This window comes from Ruegeria sp. BHSB058 (genome assembly GCF_059613285.1).
Map to the genome: position 1 here is coordinate 30301 of NZ_JBXWSF010000014.1, position 14797 is coordinate 45097.

The 14797-nt window shown below is 59.7% G+C and carries 13 protein-coding genes; 4 read left to right on the plus strand and 9 right to left on the minus strand.

Annotated elements, in window-relative coordinates; translation table 11 throughout:
• The first annotated feature begins 30 nt into the window (after positions 1-30).
• On the plus strand, positions 31-1020 hold the full coding sequence (locus tag AC2FNB_RS05755) for a LysR family transcriptional regulator (RefSeq protein ID WP_496745023.1): 990 nt from the start codon (positions 31-33) through the stop codon (positions 1018-1020).
• Here the strand turns inward: AC2FNB_RS05755 and AC2FNB_RS05760 are convergent.
• The 4 genes from AC2FNB_RS05760 to AC2FNB_RS05775 all read right to left on the minus strand — a co-directional run bounded on the left by AC2FNB_RS05760 (position 993) and on the right by AC2FNB_RS05775 (position 7687).
• A complete protein-coding gene (locus AC2FNB_RS05760; protein ID WP_496745024.1) occupies positions 993-1985 on the minus strand; it encodes a D-cysteine desulfhydrase family protein in 993 nt (330 codons plus the stop codon). The two genes, AC2FNB_RS05755 and AC2FNB_RS05760, sit on opposite strands and share 28 nt — an antisense overlap.
• A gap of 75 nt (positions 1986-2060) precedes the next feature.
• Positions 2061-4040, minus strand: coding sequence for an oxidoreductase (locus AC2FNB_RS05765; protein WP_496745027.1), 1980 nt, complete (start codon positions 4038-4040; stop codon positions 2061-2063).
• A gap of 22 nt (positions 4041-4062) precedes the next feature.
• Complete coding sequence (locus AC2FNB_RS05770; protein ID WP_496745029.1) at positions 4063-6108, minus strand: FAD-dependent oxidoreductase; 2046 nt, start codon at positions 6106-6108, stop codon at positions 4063-4065.
• A 10-nt stretch (positions 6109-6118) separates the two neighbouring features.
• The gene (locus AC2FNB_RS05775) at positions 6119-7687 is read right to left on the minus strand and encodes a trimethylamine methyltransferase family protein (RefSeq protein WP_480748049.1); all 1569 of its coding nucleotides are present in this window, start codon (positions 7685-7687) and stop codon (positions 6119-6121) included.
• A gap of 107 nt (positions 7688-7794) precedes the next feature.
• On the opposite strand from AC2FNB_RS05775, the gene AC2FNB_RS05780 reads away from it, so the two are divergent.
• The gene (locus tag AC2FNB_RS05780) at positions 7795-8406 is read left to right on the plus strand and encodes a TetR/AcrR family transcriptional regulator (RefSeq protein WP_480748050.1); all 612 of its coding nucleotides are present in this window, start codon (positions 7795-7797) and stop codon (positions 8404-8406) included.
• 122 nt (positions 8407-8528) lie between these two features.
• Here the strand turns inward: AC2FNB_RS05780 and hemA are convergent, their stop codons facing one another.
• Positions 8529-9752: a 5-aminolevulinate synthase gene (gene hemA / locus AC2FNB_RS05785; protein ID WP_496745032.1), complete on the minus strand. Its 1224-nt coding sequence runs from the start codon at positions 9750-9752 to the stop codon at positions 8529-8531.
• A gap of 205 nt (positions 9753-9957) precedes the next feature.
• Here hemA and AC2FNB_RS05790 point away from each other — a divergent pair, with 205 nt between their 5' ends.
• Both AC2FNB_RS05790 and AC2FNB_RS05795 read left to right on the plus strand, forming a co-directional pair.
• Positions 9958-10659, plus strand: coding sequence for a Crp/Fnr family transcriptional regulator (locus tag AC2FNB_RS05790; protein WP_480748052.1), 702 nt, complete (start codon positions 9958-9960; stop codon positions 10657-10659).
• Entirely contained in the window at positions 10659-11222 is a 564-nt protein-coding gene (locus AC2FNB_RS05795) for a DUF4202 domain-containing protein (protein ID WP_480748053.1), read from the plus strand. The genes AC2FNB_RS05790 and AC2FNB_RS05795 overlap by 1 nt, the downstream gene beginning before the upstream one ends.
• Before the next feature lie 10 nt (positions 11223-11232).
• On the opposite strand, the gene AC2FNB_RS05800 is transcribed toward AC2FNB_RS05795, so the two are convergent.
• The 4 genes from AC2FNB_RS05800 to AC2FNB_RS05815 are packed head-to-tail and all read right to left on the minus strand — an operon-like array spanning position 11233 to position 14797.
• Positions 11233-11505, minus strand: a complete 273-nt coding sequence (locus tag AC2FNB_RS05800; RefSeq protein WP_496745034.1) for a cytochrome C oxidase subunit IV family protein — start codon at positions 11503-11505, stop codon at positions 11233-11235.
• A gap of 5 nt (positions 11506-11510) precedes the next feature.
• Positions 11511-12059 carry a cytochrome c oxidase subunit 3 gene (locus tag AC2FNB_RS05805; RefSeq protein WP_480748055.1) on the minus strand — a complete coding sequence of 183 codons (549 nt, stop codon included), beginning with the start codon at positions 12057-12059 and terminating at the stop codon, positions 11511-11513.
• The gene (locus AC2FNB_RS05810; RefSeq protein WP_480748056.1) at positions 12056-13978 is read right to left on the minus strand and encodes a nitric oxide reductase activation protein NorD; all 1923 of its coding nucleotides are present in this window, start codon (positions 13976-13978) and stop codon (positions 12056-12058) included. Before AC2FNB_RS05810 ends, AC2FNB_RS05805 begins: the two co-directional genes overlap by 4 nt.
• Before the next feature lie 9 nt (positions 13979-13987).
• Positions 13988-14797 (minus strand): CbbQ/NirQ/NorQ/GpvN family protein, encoded by an 810-nt coding sequence (locus AC2FNB_RS05815; protein WP_496745037.1) that lies wholly within the window; start codon positions 14795-14797, stop codon positions 13988-13990.

Below are 14797 nucleotides of genomic sequence, written 5' to 3' on the forward strand. Positions count from 1 at the left end.
GTTAGGCAAAGTTTTCCTTATGGATTTACGATGAATCTATCCCAAATCACTGCGTTTCGCGCTGTCATGAACTCGTCATCTCTGTCTGAGGCAGCACAGAAACTGGGCAGGACCCAACCTGCGGTCAGCCTGGCGATTCGATCTTTGGAAGATTCGCTGGGTTTGAAACTGTTCGAACGTCGGGGTCGCCAACTGGTTCCGGTACCCGAGGCCCGCTATCTTCTTGCCGAAACCAGCGATATTCTGGATCGTCTATCCACAGTGGCCGGAACCATGAAAAGTCTGGTCAGAGGCGAGCGCGGAACTTTGAACATTGCGTCGATGCCAGGTCCTTCGGCGTTTCTGTTGCCACGATTTATCAGTCGCGCTATCGGCGATGTGCCAGATATTCGCGTGTCCCTGTCATCACGGACCTCAATGCAAATCCGCGAATTGGCAGCGACGCAGGCTTTCGACTTTGGTTTTGCCGATCTTGCGGTCGGCCCGGGCGACGACCGCACATTTCAGCAGGAACTTATCACCGCAAACTGTTTTTGCGCGCTACCCCGCTGCCACCCTCTGGCCGAGCGCGACACGATTTCCTGTCAGGATCTGGACAGTGTTCCGCTGGGCACATTGCAGAGCTATCACGTGATGCACCAACGAACTCTCAAGGCTCTGCGCGACGCCGGAGCCACGCCGAACATACTTCTTGACAGCCAGTTTTTCGCCCCCTTGATGCAATTCATCAGCGCAGGGCGCTGCCTGTCCATCGTCGACCCCCTGACGGTCGTCAACGAACAAGAAACCAACACGACTCGAGGCGAGGTCGTCTTTCGCCCGATGCCCGACATTTTCAGGTACGAATACGTGATCCTGACCCCGCTTTATCGACCGCTCTCGCAACTTGCTAAAAAGATCAAGGAGGGTTGGCAGACCGAGGTTGTCGCACTCCTGGACAGTATCGGCGCGCACCCAGATATCTCCGCCATCGAAGACGAGACTGAAATCCCTCAGAATGCTGCTTCCAGGCCGGATTGATAACCGAACAACGCAGCCAGACCGCCCGTGTGCACGAACAGAACCCGACTTCCTTGCGCGATTTCTCCACTCGCCGTTAGGGCCGGGATGGCCGCAAAGGCCTTGGCCGTATAGACTGGGTCAAGCAGAATACCTTCCTGCCGCACCATCATTTCCATTGCAGATTTGGCGGCTGGTCCGAATTGCCCATACCCGGGTGCGAGCGCCCCGTCCCAGATGCGGATATCCTGCGACGTCACCGAAGACGCGTGCTCGGTCAACTCGCTCAACCGGTCAAGAACCTCGGCTATGCGCAGGCTCTGCGACTCGCGCGACCGGCGCACACAACTCCCGATGACGGTGGCCTGTCCGCCCGCCCCACGCAATCCGGTCAAAAGCCCTGTATGGGTCGCCCCGCTGCCGGAAGAAACGACAACAGTGTCGAAATCACCAGCTTGCGCCACAATCTCCTGTCCGGCCCGGACATAACCCAAGGCGCCGAGCGGCGGGTTGTTCACCGCGAGAGGAATGACATACGGATGACGCCCCGCCTCGCGCAGTTCTTCTGCCCGGGCACGCAAGGCCGCATCGGCACCCGCCTCGTTCTCGCCTTCAGGGTAGTGCATGATTTCGGCCCCAAGAACGCGCAGCAGTAGGACATTGCCAGAGGTCCGATAGATCTCGTCAACGCCATTCACACGCTCTTCAAGCTGCACGACGGTCTGCATACCCAGCGAGGCGGCGGCTGCAGCCGCAGTGCGAACGAAATTCGACTGGACCGCACCGGTAATCAGTATCGTGTCGGCATCCGCCGCCTGCGCCGCGCCCAGATAGTATTCCAATTGCCGGGACTTGTTGCCACCAAATGGTGCCCCGGCCAGATCATCCCGCTTGATCCACAGGTCGATGCCAAGATGCCCGGAAAGCCGCGGCAGGCGATAAAGCGGCGTGTTCGACGCGGCAAGGTCGGCACGAGGTCTGTCCATGAGAAGCTCTCCGAAACCCGGGATGATGTATGGAAAACCTAAACACCTCCCGCACGCCGGCACAAGCCAATCCGGCTATAGGGTCAATCCGGTCACCCGTCCCTCATATATTGCAGCCGCAGCCAGGCGCGGCGCGTACACGTCACCGACCAAACGAGGATGGATGCCCCTGGAACGCAGGTCATCGTGCAGGGTTCTGTCGACGATGTTGCCCGTGGCCAGAACCAGTGAGTCTGCCTCGATCCTGCTTTCTCGCCCAGACAGCAGGCAAAACACATTGGCACCGGAACCGGTCCATTCGGAAATCGCGCTTTCAGTGACGAACCGCACGCCAAGTGCGGTCAGTGACCGGCGCGCGGGCAAATCTGTGGCCGAGCGGATCAGGTCGCGCGCCACCATCGGGCTTGGTGTCACGATCGTTACGTCGTGCCCTGCCTCGGCCAAATGCCAAGCCGTGCCGATCCCGCGCCAGTTTCCGGCCTCATCCAGAACAACAACCCGCTTGCCCAACCTCGCGGCACGCCCCATGACGTCCTCGGGCGACCAGACATTCGCACCACTGGCGCCGGGCATTGCGGCCACATGCGGCAGCGCCTTTTGAAACCCGGTTTCCGCAGGCAGCGACCCCGTGGCCAGAACCACCTGATCCGCACCGATGCCTGAAATGTCATCCGCATCAAGAAACGTGTTGAACCGCAAATCAACGCCCAACTTGTCCAGTTGCCGACCATACCACGCAATAAGATCCGCAATTTGCGCCCTGCGCGGTTGCAATCCCGCAAGACGGAACTGACCGCCCAGTTCCGAGGAGGCCTCCGCCAGTAAAACCCTATGACCTCGCTCCGCCGCTACGCGAGCGGTTTCCAGACCGGCGGGGCCAGCCCCCACCACCAGAATGGTCTTGGGGTCGTCGGTTTTCGCGAAACGATCGCCGCCCCACAGATACTCATGCCCTGCAGAAGGGTTGATCAGGCACGATATGTAATAGTCACGCCCCCGCCGTCCCCAGCATTGTTGATTGCAGGACAGACAGCCGCGAATATCCTCGACCCGATCCTCTCGGGCCTTGGTGACCAGATGCGGGTCCGCGATCTGACCGCGCACGATCGAGACAAGATCGGCCTGCCCACCCCCTAGTAGAGCGTTGGCGTTCTCAGGCGTCCGGATATTGGCCTCAGCCGTCACCAGCGCATTCCGAACCACCTTTTTCAGGCGGATCGACAGGTCGACTCCCAGACCCTCCGGATACTGGAAACTGGGCAAGATCTTGTAGAAATCAAAATAGCTTCCTGAACCAACAGTCACATAGTCCATCAAACCTTCGGCGTCGTGCAAAGATATGATCTCGACCATCTCGTCCCGACTGAGGCAGACTTCGACTTCGGCATCGTCGTTGATCGCCAAGCCTACAATGAAATCCTCGCCACAAGCCGCGCGAATGCGGCGCAGGATATCGCGGGAAAACCGGGTTCGGTTTTCCAAACTACCGCCCCATTCATCCGTGCGCTTATTGGAAAATGGCGTCCAGAACTGATCAAGCAGACAGTGATAGGCCGCCCAAACCTCGACGCCGTCGAACCCAGCACTCTGGCATCGGATAGCAGCCTGAACGAAACCTTCGATCGTCTCCTCGATCTCGTCGGCGGTCATTTCGTGACTACCGTCACTATCGTGATAGCTGGGACCGCCCGAAGGTGACCAGTTGGCATGCCAACTGTTGTCCCAATCCCCATGCGCACCGACGTGATACAGTTGCTGTATCATCACCGCACCCTGCGCCTTGCAAGCTTCGGTCAGGCGGGCAAAGTGCGGGATTACATCGTCGCTGCAATGTCGGAAGTTGCCGCGGGTCAGAACCGCCGCCGGATGAACCGGCATCGGCTCTACCACGATCATCGCGGCCCCACCAATGGCGCGCTCCAGATAATAGCCCAGGTGTTGGTCACCCGGCACCCCATCCTGCGCCATATTGGTCGTGTGTGCGCCAAAGACGATGCGATTGTGCAAGGTCTTGTGGCGCAAGCGCACCGGGGTGAAGACGTGCTTGAGGCTCATGGCAAACCTGTGAACATGCGTATCAGATGTCTTTCACCAGCCGTAGAGCGTCATAGATTGCCGCATGTGTATTGCGGGCACTGACGGCATCTCCGATTCGAAACAGTTTGAAGTTGCCCTCAGGGTTGCGTGTTACTTCCTGCGGCAGACCCGCGATCAGCGCATCATAATCGACCGCCCCCTCGTTCGACGACAGCGGTTTGAGGTCGAAGTAAAGGTCGGCAAGCGGCATGGTGCCATAGTTCACCACAACCTGATCATAGGTCTTTTCGGACGTGAAGCCGCTGTAATCCGTACCAATCACTGCGCTAAGCTGGTTTCCGTCACGCTCAACGTCCAGTAGTCGGCGCGCGACAGTAAAGGTCGTTTCCTTATCCTGCAATGCACGCATATAGGGCACGAGGTTCATCCCCATGATGTCGGGCGCAAACATGCGGTCAGGCGTCATGACTTCAACCTTCGCACCCGCACTTGCCGCAACTTCGGCGGCCATAAGGCCGGGGTGATCACCACTTTCGTCATAGACAAGCACGTTCTGGCCAGGTTTCACATCACCCGAAATCATGTCCCAGGCACTGACCAGAAGGTCGTTTTCCTTTTTGCTTTCAAACAACTCGGTGTTGGCAATACCACCGGTCGCCACGATTACCACATCCGGGTTCAGCGCGGTGATATCCTCGGACTCGGCCCAGGTGTTGAAACGGAATTCGACGTCGCGCGCGGCGCATTGGGCCATGCGCCAATCGATGATGCCGATCATCTCGCGCCGGCGCGGGTTCTGTGCCGTCAGGCGCACCTGGCCACCCGGATCGGGTTGCGCCTCGAACACGGTGACGTCATGCCCCCGTTCGGCGGCCACACGAGCGGCCTCCAAACCTGCGGGACCGGCCCCGACGATCACCACTTTCTTGCGTGTTTCAGCGGGTGATATTTCGTGCGGCATGGTCAGCTCGCGACCCGTGGCGGCATTGTGCATGCACAGCGCCTCTCCGGCCTGATAGATCCGGTCAAGGCAATAGGTAGCGCCCACACACGGGCGGATATCGTCTTCGCGCCCCTCGACAATCTTTCTGACGATGTGCGGGTCCGCCATATGCGCGCGCGTCATGCCCACCATGTCCAACAGGCCCGAGGCAACGGCATGGCGCGCTGTAGCCACATCGGGGATTTTCGAGGCGTGGAACGTTGGCAGGCCGGTCGCCTTCCTGACCTCACCGGCGAAATCCAGATGCGGCGCATTCTTCATGCCCTGAACCGGAATCACATCGGTCATCGCCGGGTCAGTATGAATACGCCCCCGGATCACGTTGAGAAAATCGACCATGCCGCTATCGGCAAGGCGTTTGGAGATTTCCAGCCCTTCCTCTGGCGAAATGCCGCCCTCCTCTGCCTCGTCGGCTGTATAACGCAGGCCGACAATGAAGTCGTCGCCTACCCGTTTGCGGATGTGGCGCAATACGTCGAGAGGCATCCTCAGTCGGCTATCCAGTGTCTGTCCGCCATAAGGACCTTCCAGATCGTTGGTGAGCGGCGACCAAAACTGGTCGAGCAGGTGGCCATAGACCTGCAATTCGATCCCGTCCATACCGCCTTCTTTCATCCGTTCGGCGGCATCGGCAAAATCCGAGATAATGCGCTCGATGTCCCAGTCCTCGGCAAGCTTCGGGAACGATCTGTGCGCAGGTTCGCGATGTTTCGACGAACTGACCGACGGCAGCCAGTCGCCCTTGGCCCAGCCGGTACGGCGGCCCAGATGGGTCAACTGGATCATTACCGCGCATCCGTGTTCGTGGCAGGCATCCGTCAGATTCCTGATCCACGGCACCACCTCATCCTTGTAGGCGAGGATATTGTTGAACACCGGCGGGCTGTCCTTGGAGACCGCCGCCGAGCCGGCCGTCATCGCCAGCGCCACGCCCGCCTTTGCGCGCTCCGCATGATAGGCGGCGTAACGGGCTTTCGGCATCCCGTCCTCGGGATAGGCCGGTTCATGACTGGTGGTCATGATGCGGTTGCGCAGGGTCAGGTGTTTCAACTGATAGGGCTGCAGCAGCGGGTCTTTGGACATGACTTTTCCCTCAGTACCAGGCGTCGGCCATTGCGGCTTTCTTTCGAGCGACGAAATCCTTCAAAGCTTCATCGGTTGCTTCATCCATGGCGGGCGCCTCATAGGCGTTCAGCAGGTCTTTCCAACGCTTGTTGGCGCGTTGGGCGTAATCCACACCGCCCTGTTCTTCCCATGTCTCGAACGGCTGATCGTCGTTCAGTCCACTGTCCCAATAGGCGGTTTCGTAGTGGCGCAGGGTGTGATCGGTTCCAAACAGGTGTTCACCGGGTCCGTTCTGCGCCAATGCCTCAAAGCCCAGCGTATCCTCGTTAACGTCGATACCCCTCAGATAGGAATGAAGTGCGCCGCACATATCGGTGTCCATTACGAACTTCTCGTAGGACATTGACAGCAAGCCATCAACAAACCCGGCCGAGTGCAGAATGTAGTTGGCCCCGCCCTGTACCGCCGACATCATCGACATCATAGCTTGCTGCATCGCTTGCCCGTCAGGCGCCTTGGAGGTCGAGAAGTTGCCCGCACAACGCAGCGGCATGTTCAGGCGTCGAGCCAACTGTCCCATGATCAGGGAACCAAGCGCGGGTTCCGGTGTGCCAAAGGTGGGCGACCCCGACCGCAACGACATCGACGAGAGGAACCCGGCCAGAATGGCAGGCGAACCCGGCCGCACCAACTGGGTCAGCGCACACGACGCCATCGACTCCGCCAGACACTGCGCCACTGCCCCGGCCATGGTCAGCGGCGACACTGCACCACCCAGCAGAAACGGCAGATGGATTGAACCCTGCCCCGCCTCGGCATAGGTTCGGATTCCCGCAGTCGTCACCCCGTCCAGAACCAGCGGCGAGGTTGTGTTGAAGTTACCCATGATCACGCAATTTTGGTCGACGAAATCAGACCCGAATAGAATGCGGCACATCTCGATGCTGTCGGCGGCGCGTTCAGGCGCGGTGATCGACCCCAGAAAAGCCCGGTCTGAATACCGCATGTGAGCATAGACCATGTCGAGGTGCCGTTTGTTCACCGGAACATCGGTCGGCTCGCAGATGGTGCCACCCGAATGGTGCAGCCAGGGCGAGGATTGCGCCAGCTTCACCAGATTCTCGAAATCGGCGATGCTGCCATACCGCCGCCCCTTGTCCAGATCCATCACGAAGGGCGAACCATAAGACGGCGCGAATACCATTGCATCGCCGCCGATCTCGACATTATTGGCCGGGTTGCGTGCGCATTGGGTAAAACGCGCAGGCGCCGACCTCAGCAATTCCCGCACCATTCCCGGCTCGAATCTCACGTTCCACGCCTCGGCGGACACATCAGTCACAGTTGCCCCGGCCTGCTGGTACAGTCGCACGGCTTCGGCATCCTCCCGCACCTCGATGCCGATCTCGGCCAGGATGCGTTCCGCCGTCGCCTCGATCCGATCCAGGCTTTCCTCGCTGGCAAGATCATAGGTGGGAATGCGACGGGTGATATAGGGCACTCGCAGATGCAGGTTTTGCCCCGGCTCAGCCGAACGCGAGGGTTTTCCTGAATTGCGGCGAGAACGACGAGAGCGGGTTACGGGCTCAGCTGTCATAAGGCGATTCCTGGCACAGGGTTGCGTCTATTGACATATGTGTTGCTTATCTTGACACATGTGTCAATATTGTTGTGCACCCCTCACGGACCTGATACGGCGCTCAGATGATCGAAGAGTTGAAACATGGTGGAACAGAAGCCGCATGGCTGACGGCGGCTTATGAGTTGCTGACGGAAAGCGGTGTCGAGGCCGTCAAAGTCATGCCGTTGGCCAAGCATCTCGGTGTCGCGCGCTCAGGGTTCTATTGGCATTTCAAGGACCGCGACGCGCTGCTCGAAGCGATGATTCGCCACTGGGAAGATAAAAACACCGGCAATCTGGTCGCACGAACCGAAGCCTATGCCGAAAGTATTGTCGAAGCGATGTTTAACCTGTTTGACTGCTGGCTGGACGACACGCTGTTCGACGCCAAGCTTGATCTGGCCATCCGCAACTGGGCGCGCAACGACCCGGCGCTGGAACCGCGCCTGAACGCCGCCGACAAGGCACGGCAGAATGCGCTGGTCGCGATGTTCCTGCGATTCGGGTACGCGAAATCGGCGGCCGAAGTCCGGGCTTTGACCGTGATGTACACGCAGGTCGGCTATATCTCGATGCGGATTGAAGAGAACCGGGAAACCCGGATTACAAACATGCCCGACTATGTCGAGGTATTCACGGGTGTTAAAGCGAGCGAGGCGGATTTCGAGCGATTCAAGTCGCGCCACGCCACTTGATCACAGCGCATTGCCGACGATCCGCGACGGTGCCTCACCACCACATAACCGACTATTCTATCCGCCCCTAAAAAACGGCGGCTCAGAGAGCCGCCGGAGTGTCAGGGAGACAAAATTCGGTACTATTGCGCTGCCATCGGCATTCTGGCGATCTGGCACCGTTGCCAGAGTTTAGACAGCGCTCCGACCAGATGATCGATATCCTCATCCGTGTGCACCGGAGACGGCGTGATACGCAGACGTTCGGTTCCCTTGGGAACCGTGGGATAGTTGATGGGCTGGATATAGATGCCGAACTCTTCCAGCAGCGTGTCCGAGATGAATTTGCATTTGACCGGATCGCCCACCATCACCGGGATGATATGGCTGGGGTTGGGCAGATGCGGGATACCTTCAGCGTCCAGACGAGCTCGTACCTGTTCGACGCGCGCCTTCTGCGCATCACGTTCAACCGGCGATTGCTTCAGGTGACGTATCGAAGCAGCTGCGCCAGCGGCAACAGAAGGTGGCAAAGCCGTGGTAAAGATGAACCCGCTAGCAAAGCTGCGCACGAAATCGCATAGCGCAGCAGAGGCGGCAATGTATCCGCCAACCACACCGAATGCCTTGCCCAGGGTTCCTTCGATCACCGTCAGGCGGTCCATCAGACCCTCGCGCTCGGCAATACCGCCGCCGCGCGGGCCATAGAGACCTACGGCGTGTACCTCGTCCAGATATGTCATGGCACCGTATTTATCTGCCAGGTCGCAGATTTCCTTGATAGGCGCGATATCGCCATCCATGGAATAGACCGATTCAAAGGCAATCATCTTGGGCGCCACCGGATCGGCGGCGGCCAGCTTTGCCTCAAGATCCGCAAGATCGTTATGTTTCCAGATTATCTTTTGCGCCCGCGAATGACGGATGCCCTCAATCATCGAGGCGTGGTTCAGCGCGTCCGAGAACACGATAAGACCGGGAATTTTCGAGGCCAACGTACCCAGCGCCGCCCAGTTCGAGACATAGCCCGAGGTAAATAGCAGCGCCGCCTCTTTTCCATGCAAATCGGCCAGTTCGCCCTCAAGAAGAACATGGTCATGCGTGGTGCCGGATATGTTGCGCGTCCCCCCGGCTCCGGCCCCGCAGCGGTCGAGCGCATCGTGCATCGCAGTCAGCACTTTCGGATGCTGCCCCATGCCCAGATAGTCGTTCGAACACCAGATCCGCACATCGCGCTGAACCGGCCCGTCGGTCTGCCGCGCATTCGGGAAGGCACCGCAACGGCGCTGGAGGTCGATGAAGACACGATAGTTCCCCTCGTCCCTCAGCGAATCAAGGCTCTGGGTGAAATAACGCTCGTAATCCATGACTGGCTTCTCCCGGGTATTCTGAGGTTCCCCGCAGACTAGGGCGAGGATCCAGCGCGCCAAATGACAATTGTCAAGTGGCCGCACGGCATTGACTAACAGCGCGCGAAAATGCAGGTGCGCCACACGACTCTTTGCATTAGCTTGGTCGGGGACGGACAAAATGGCCCATAAAGCCTGTCGACGGACGAGAGGGGAAAAGCGCTTGGCGCACGAAGCACAAAAGGCAATCGCACGGCAATCCGTGCTGGTTCGCTCATTGCCGGATCAGCATGTGGACACCCTGCTGAGCCACGCCATCTGGCGTAGCTATGACCGGGGCGAGACGATATTTCTGCAAGAAGAAAAAGCGCAGGCCATCCATGTCGTGATCAGTGGCTGGGTCAAGCTCTTTCGCATGGCTCCGACAGGGGCCGAAGCCGTGGTAAGCGTCTTTACCCGCGGTGAAAGCTTTGGCGAAGCCGTGGCGCTGCGCAATATGCCGTATCCGGTCTCTGCCGAGGCGGTTTCGACCTCCGAAGTGATGCACATCCCCAGCCATGTCTTCATCTCGCTGATGAAGGAAGACCCCGAGATCTGCGTCTCGATCCTGGCATCGACATTCACGCATCTGCACTCACTGGTCGCTCAGTTGGAACAGCTCAAGGCGCAAACCGGGGCGCAGCGGGTTGCCGAGTTCCTGTTGAACCTGTGTGACACAGCAAATGGCACATGCGATGTAACCTTGCCGTACGACAAGATGCTGATTGCCGGACGTCTGGGCATGAAACCGGAAAGCCTGAGCCGCGCGTTCTCCCGCCTGAAAAGCGCCGGAGTGACGGTGAAAAGAAACCACGCCGAAATCGCTGACATCGAAATGCTGCGCGATTACGCCGAAAGCGATCCTGCCGAGAACTGGAGCCGGTGATGAGCGAGCGAATGAACAAAGTGCTTGCGGCGGTCGACGCTGCAAATGAAGCTGATCCAAACAGGGAAGAGGGTCGTCCCGAAGCTCTGCTATATGGTGAAAGGATGAGCTCGGAACTGAACCGGTTGTTCCCCGACGCCTCCGAAATCCTGCAGATTGCCGCACGCGGCCAGCATGTGGAACGCTGGAAGCTGGCTCGGACACAATATCCCGAAGGTCGCGCCGGTTATCTGGCCTGGCGCAAAGCGCAGGGCGTGCATCATGCGGATGTGGTCATGCGGCTGATGGCCGAGGCCGGGTATGACGCCGAAGAAGTCGAAACGGCGGGTCGTATGCTGCGTAAAGAGGGTATCAAGCGCGACGAAGAAGTTCAGGCGCTTGAGGATGTGATCTGTTTCGTATTTCTCAAATGGTATTTTTCCCCGTTTGCCGAAAAGCACTCCGCCGAAAAAATCCAACGCATCGTGGAAAAGACTGCCCGCAAAATGTCGGTCGCAGCGCGGTCTCGAGCCCTCGGCGAATTTGATCTGCCCGAAAACCTGGCCACAGCGTTCCAAAGCTGAAGGGCGGCGGTCAGATCAGATAGAGGCCAAAGACAACGGCAGTGAACCCGGTCAGGACCATGGTGAACCCCCGCAGCCAGCTTGGGCTTTCTTCGAGCGCCAGATAACGGGCGAGGATAACGCGTGATTTGGCGAGCGCCAGAACCAAGATACCCGCGCCGACAACCTTGGGCGAAACGGGCAGAATGGTCAGCAGCGCCGAGGCAAAGCTGAGCATCAGAAGAGCAACCCACGCGCCCGTTAGGCGGTCTGTGTCTCTGTTTCTGGAATGAGAAGAAACCATTTTCGTCACCCCAACAGATAGATCACCGGAAACAGCAGCACCCATACAAGGTCGACCATGTGCCAGAACTGCGACCCCGCCTCGATATTGGCAGGGTCGTCGCGCCAGGCGACCAGCAGCAGGATGCCGGTTCCGGCCAGAACGTGCGCGGCGTGAAATCCCGTCAGCAGATAGTAGAACATGAAGAACGGGTGGGTGTCGAAACCGATGCCATCAGCCGCCTTTCCGGCATATTCCACTCCCTTGATGATCAGGAACAGGACCCCCAGAAGGGCCGCTGAAATCAACGCAAGGCGCGGGGCTTTGCGTTGCCCCTCGCGGCGCCATGCAAGCGCCTTTGCCGCCAGGTAACCTGACGTGACCAGCACCGCAGTGTTAAGTGCAGCGCCAGTGCGATAAAGATGCGACTGCGCCTCGGCAAAACCCGCCGGATCAGTCAGGCGCACCCCCATGAAGGCGATGAGTCCAGCGCCAAAGACCAGCAACTCGCTGATGATCAGCACCCACATGAGCAACTCGCCAGGAAGCTCATCAATCAGGGTGGCGTCGCTCATGCGCCGACCAATTGACGATAGATCTGCGGCAACGCCATAGTCAGGCGGTTCGGGTCGGGGATGACCGCAAAGCCGCCCTGCCCGAACATGCGTGGGAACCAGCTTTTGCCTGTCTTGTCGATGGTTACACCAAAGACGGACTGCCCGGCGCGGCGTGCCTCTCGAACCGCCATGCAGGTGTCTTCGATACCGTGGCGGCCCTCGTAGTGGTCCAGATCGTTGGGCTTGCCATCTGTGATGACCAGCAGCAGGCGTCGTTTGCGGGACTGACTGGCCAGATCGGCCGAACAGTGCCGGATCGCCGCACCCAGACGGGTATAGTGGCCGGGCCGCAGCGAGGCGATGCGCTGTTCCACTGCGGGTCCCATCGGCTCGTCAAACCCCTTGCAGCGCTGGATATACACCCGGTGACGCTTGAGCGAGCTGAAGGCATGGATCGCGAAATCGTCACCGCATGCGTTCAAACCCCACGCCAGCGCCGCCAGCGCCTCACGTTCGATATCGATGACGGCACGGCCCGCGACTGCACTTTCGGTCGAGCGGCTGACATCCAGAACAATCGATACCGCCAGATCGCGCGCCTCGGGTCGCGACTGCATCCAGACCCGTTCGGTTGCTTCGCCATTGGCGAGACGGTCCACCTGGGCCCGTACGGCGGCCTCGATATCCAGTTGATCGCCATCCAGGTGACCACGGGTCATCACGCGCCCCGGGCGCAGGGCCTCGAACTGGCGCTTGACGGCGCGGATGCGGCGGGCGGTGGCGGGGTCTTTGCCAAACTCAGCGGCATCTTCGCGGATATCGGCATCCGAGGTGAGGACATTCACGTGATCCGGCAGGTACTGGCCCGACCGCACGTCCCACTCCGGATAAAGAATGCGGCCTGACGATCGCTCGCGATCCACGTCTTCGGGCGCGAGGTCGAGGTGCAGTTTCAACCGTGTCGGCGGTGCCTTGGAAATCTGCCCCAGACCGATCTCGTCCTGATCGTCGGCTGCTTTCTTGGCATTGTCCGGGTCGTCGTCATCGACGCGGCGGTTGAGGTTCAGGAACTCGGCCCAGCTTAGAATCGCCTCGAACTTGTGCAGAATGAAGCTGTCGTTGCGCTCTGCCTGGTCGGATTTACGGCGGCGCGCCCGGTGGGTTTTCTCGCTCGACTCTTCCGGAGGACCATCGGTGTCGCGGCTTTCCGCCTCGTGATGTTCGGAAAAGGCAACCGCACGCAACTCGGGCCACAAGGCGACCGGGCGGAAGGGCTGATACCCGCGCGGGGCGGTGAGGTCGGCATCGACGGCCCACAACTGCTCAGCCTTGGAGGACAAGGGCTCTGAATTCCCCAACATTTTCCGGATCAGTTCCTCAACTGCGGCCTCAACCGGCGGCAGGTCCGGAACCTCGCGCTGATGCAGCATCCCCTTGCAAAGCTCGTCATAAAGCGGACGCAGACCCGGTGCATTGTCGAAAGTTTCCGTCACCATATCCCTGGCGGCATGCAAGGCACGCAAATCTGCACGCAACAGGTCTTCTTCGTCGATGCGGGTTCCGGCATGGGCTGCAGCGGCAGCAAGCCAGACGTAAAGTGCGCCGTTGGCCTCACGATAGGGAAAGATTGCCAGCCGGTCCGGCAGGCGCAAAACCTCGCCGTCGAACGAGGCGCGCGGCAACAGCTCGGCCTCGGTCGCCAGACGACGGCGCCAGCCTAGCCGGTGGCGGGAAAGCTCAGGCGAAACCGGGCGCAGCTCGACACCCGGACTTCCGCCAAGCCCCCGGAAAAGAACGGCCAGCCGCCCCGCGACCTGCGACAGGTCGACCGCGGCTCCAACGTGCACCTCAGGTGCATCAAGGCGGCTGGCGAGGGTGTGCCACAGTTTCCCGATGGTTTCTTCGGGTTCCCATGGCTCAAAGTCGATCTTGACCATCGGTCGGCCTCACCCAAAGACGGCCGTGACAAGATCGAGGAGCCCGCGTTTGATATCCTCGTCATCGGTCAGAGGTTCGATCATGGCGGCCAGAATGGCGCGATCGGTGGACATGCCCTGCGCGATCAGCGTCGCGGCATAAACCACAAGGCGGGTGGAAACCCCCTCCTCAAGGTCCTGCCCCTTGAGACCGCGCAGCTTGTTCGCCAACCGGATCAGCGGCTTGCAGCGTTCCAGCGACAACCCACTTTCTTCGGCCACGACTTTGGCCTCCAGTTCCGGAGACGGAAAGTCGAACTCAACCGAAATGAATCGTTGGCGGGTGGAAGGTTTCAGGGTTTTCAAGATGTTCTGGTAGCCCGGGTTGTAGGATGCCACCAACATGAAACCGGGCGCGGCCTCAAGCTCTTCACCGGTACGGTCGATCGGCAGGATGCGCCGGTCGTCGGTCAGCGGGTGCAGCACCACGGTCACGTCCTTGCGCGCCTCGACCACCTCGTCAAGATAGCAGATAGCACCCTCGCGCACCGCGCGGGTAAGCGGCCCATCGACCCAGACGGTTTCCCCACCTTTCAACAGGTAGCGCCCGATCAGGTCGGCGGCGGCCAGGTCGTCATGGCAGGCCACGGTATAAAGCGGACGACCAAGTTTGGCGGCCATGTGGGCCACAAACCTGGTTTTGCCGCATCCTGTCGGACCTTTCAGCAGGACCGGCAGACTGTTGTTATATGCAGCGGTGAAGACATCGCATTCATCACCCTGCGAGAGGTAGAAGGGGGCGTCAGCCGCCCCCGTTCCGAGTTTCATGGAGCCGTCCAT

Bases quoted from the DNA above. Each gene is read 5' to 3' on its own strand.
- AC2FNB_RS05805 (WP_480748055.1), bottom strand. From the start codon at position 12,059: ATGAGCGACGCCACCCTGATTGATGAGCTTCCTGGCGAGTTGCTCATG.
- AC2FNB_RS05815 (WP_496745037.1), bottom strand. From the start codon at position 14,797: ATGGACGGCTCCATGAAACTCGGAACGGGGGCGGCTGACGCCCCCTTC.
- AC2FNB_RS05765 (WP_496745027.1), bottom strand. From the start codon at position 4,040: ATGAGCCTCAAGCACGTCTTCACCCCGGTGCGCTTGCGCCACAAGACC.
- AC2FNB_RS05780 (WP_480748050.1), top strand. From the start codon at position 7,795: ATGATCGAAGAGTTGAAACATGGTGGAACAGAAGCCGCATGGCTGACG.
- AC2FNB_RS05800 (WP_496745034.1), bottom strand. From the start codon at position 11,505: ATGGTTTCTTCTCATTCCAGAAACAGAGACACAGACCGCCTAACGGGC.
- AC2FNB_RS05755 (WP_496745023.1), top strand. From the start codon at position 31: ATGAATCTATCCCAAATCACTGCGTTTCGCGCTGTCATGAACTCGTCA.
- hemA (WP_496745032.1), bottom strand. From the start codon at position 9,752: ATGGATTACGAGCGTTATTTCACCCAGAGCCTTGATTCGCTGAGGGAC.
- AC2FNB_RS05795 (WP_480748053.1), top strand. From the start codon at position 10,659: ATGAGCGAGCGAATGAACAAAGTGCTTGCGGCGGTCGACGCTGCAAAT.
- AC2FNB_RS05760 (WP_496745024.1), bottom strand. From the start codon at position 1,985: ATGGACAGACCTCGTGCCGACCTTGCCGCGTCGAACACGCCGCTTTAT.
- AC2FNB_RS05770 (WP_496745029.1), bottom strand. From the start codon at position 6,108: ATGTCCAAAGACCCGCTGCTGCAGCCCTATCAGTTGAAACACCTGACC.
- AC2FNB_RS05775 (WP_480748049.1), bottom strand. From the start codon at position 7,687: ATGACAGCTGAGCCCGTAACCCGCTCTCGTCGTTCTCGCCGCAATTCA.
- AC2FNB_RS05810 (WP_480748056.1), bottom strand. From the start codon at position 13,978: ATGGTCAAGATCGACTTTGAGCCATGGGAACCCGAAGAAACCATCGGG.